Source organism: Vibrio sp. 811 (assembly GCF_033339195.1).
This window is the reverse complement of sequence record NZ_JAWOUB010000125.1, coordinates 1-1,028: the sequence shown is the minus strand read 5'-3', so window position 1 is coordinate 1,028 and position 1,028 is coordinate 1. Positions and strand designations below refer to the sequence as shown.

The 1,028-nt window shown below is 47.3% G+C and carries 2 protein-coding genes; both read right to left on the bottom strand.

All coding sequences use genetic code 11. The features are described 5' to 3' along the window. Positions 1–411, bottom strand: a 411-nt coding sequence (gene cysC / locus R7Q46_RS25285; RefSeq protein ID WP_318077953.1) for an adenylyl-sulfate kinase, incomplete at its 3' end; no start/stop codon positions are given. Positions 412–435: 24 nt separating this feature from the next. Continuing rightward, on the bottom strand, positions 436–1,028 hold a 593-nt coding region (locus R7Q46_RS25280), incomplete at its 5' end, for an SLC13 family permease (RefSeq protein WP_318077952.1).

Below are 1,028 nucleotides of genomic sequence, written 5' to 3'. Positions count from 1 at the left end.
ATTCACAAACACTTCAATGAACTCACCTTCGGGCAGTAAATCGCGAACGAGTTGACGCTCAGCACGGTGAGGAGAAATGAACGCGGACAACACAATCAAACCCGCATCTGCCATCAGTTTCGCCAACTCGCCAATACGACGAATATTTTCACGGCGATCTTGTTCAGAAAAGCCTAGATCACTACACAGGCCATGACGAACATTGTCACCGTCCAACAAATAAGTGTGGTAGCCCAACTCAGCTAAACGATTCTCCAGCGCGCCCGCGACGGTTGACTTACCTGCGCCAGATAAACCAGTAAACCAAAGCACTGCTGGTTTCTGTTTTTTCAGCTCAGCACGAAACTGTTTATCAACCGTGTGCTGATGCCAGACAATGTTTTCATCTTTTACCGGTGTTTCAGCGGTCATAACGAATCCTTGTATTTATCGGAATTAAAACGGAAAGAAGACCGGTATCAATGTCAGTACCAATACGGAATACACAATCGAAATCGGCACACCAATTCGCACATAGTCGGTCAATTTGTAATTACCTACACTGTAAACCAACAAGTTGGTTTGATACCCGTAGGGAGAAATAAAGCTCGCGCTTGCGCCAAACAATACCGCCATAATAAATGGCATCGGATCCACTCCGTACCCGACAGCCATACTATAGCCAATCGGAAATGCTAACGCGGCAGCGGCATTGTTGGTCACCAATTCAGTCAGCACCAAGGTCATGATGTATGTGGCCACCAGCGCACCAAATACGCCCCAGCCGTTAAACGCTTCGATAAACATTTCGCCCATCCTGACAGACAAGCCCGATGAAATCATCAGCTGCGCAATAGAGAGCGCAGAGCCCACAATCACCACAATATCAATGGGAAAACGGCGGCGAAGCTCAGAGATTTGCACTATGCCAAACGCAATGAGTGCAATGATGTATACCGCGAGCCCTTTAATGATCGGCACAAGTTCAAGTAGTGCACAGGCGATAACCGCAGCAAAACCAATCAACACAATCGTCGATTTATTGGAGT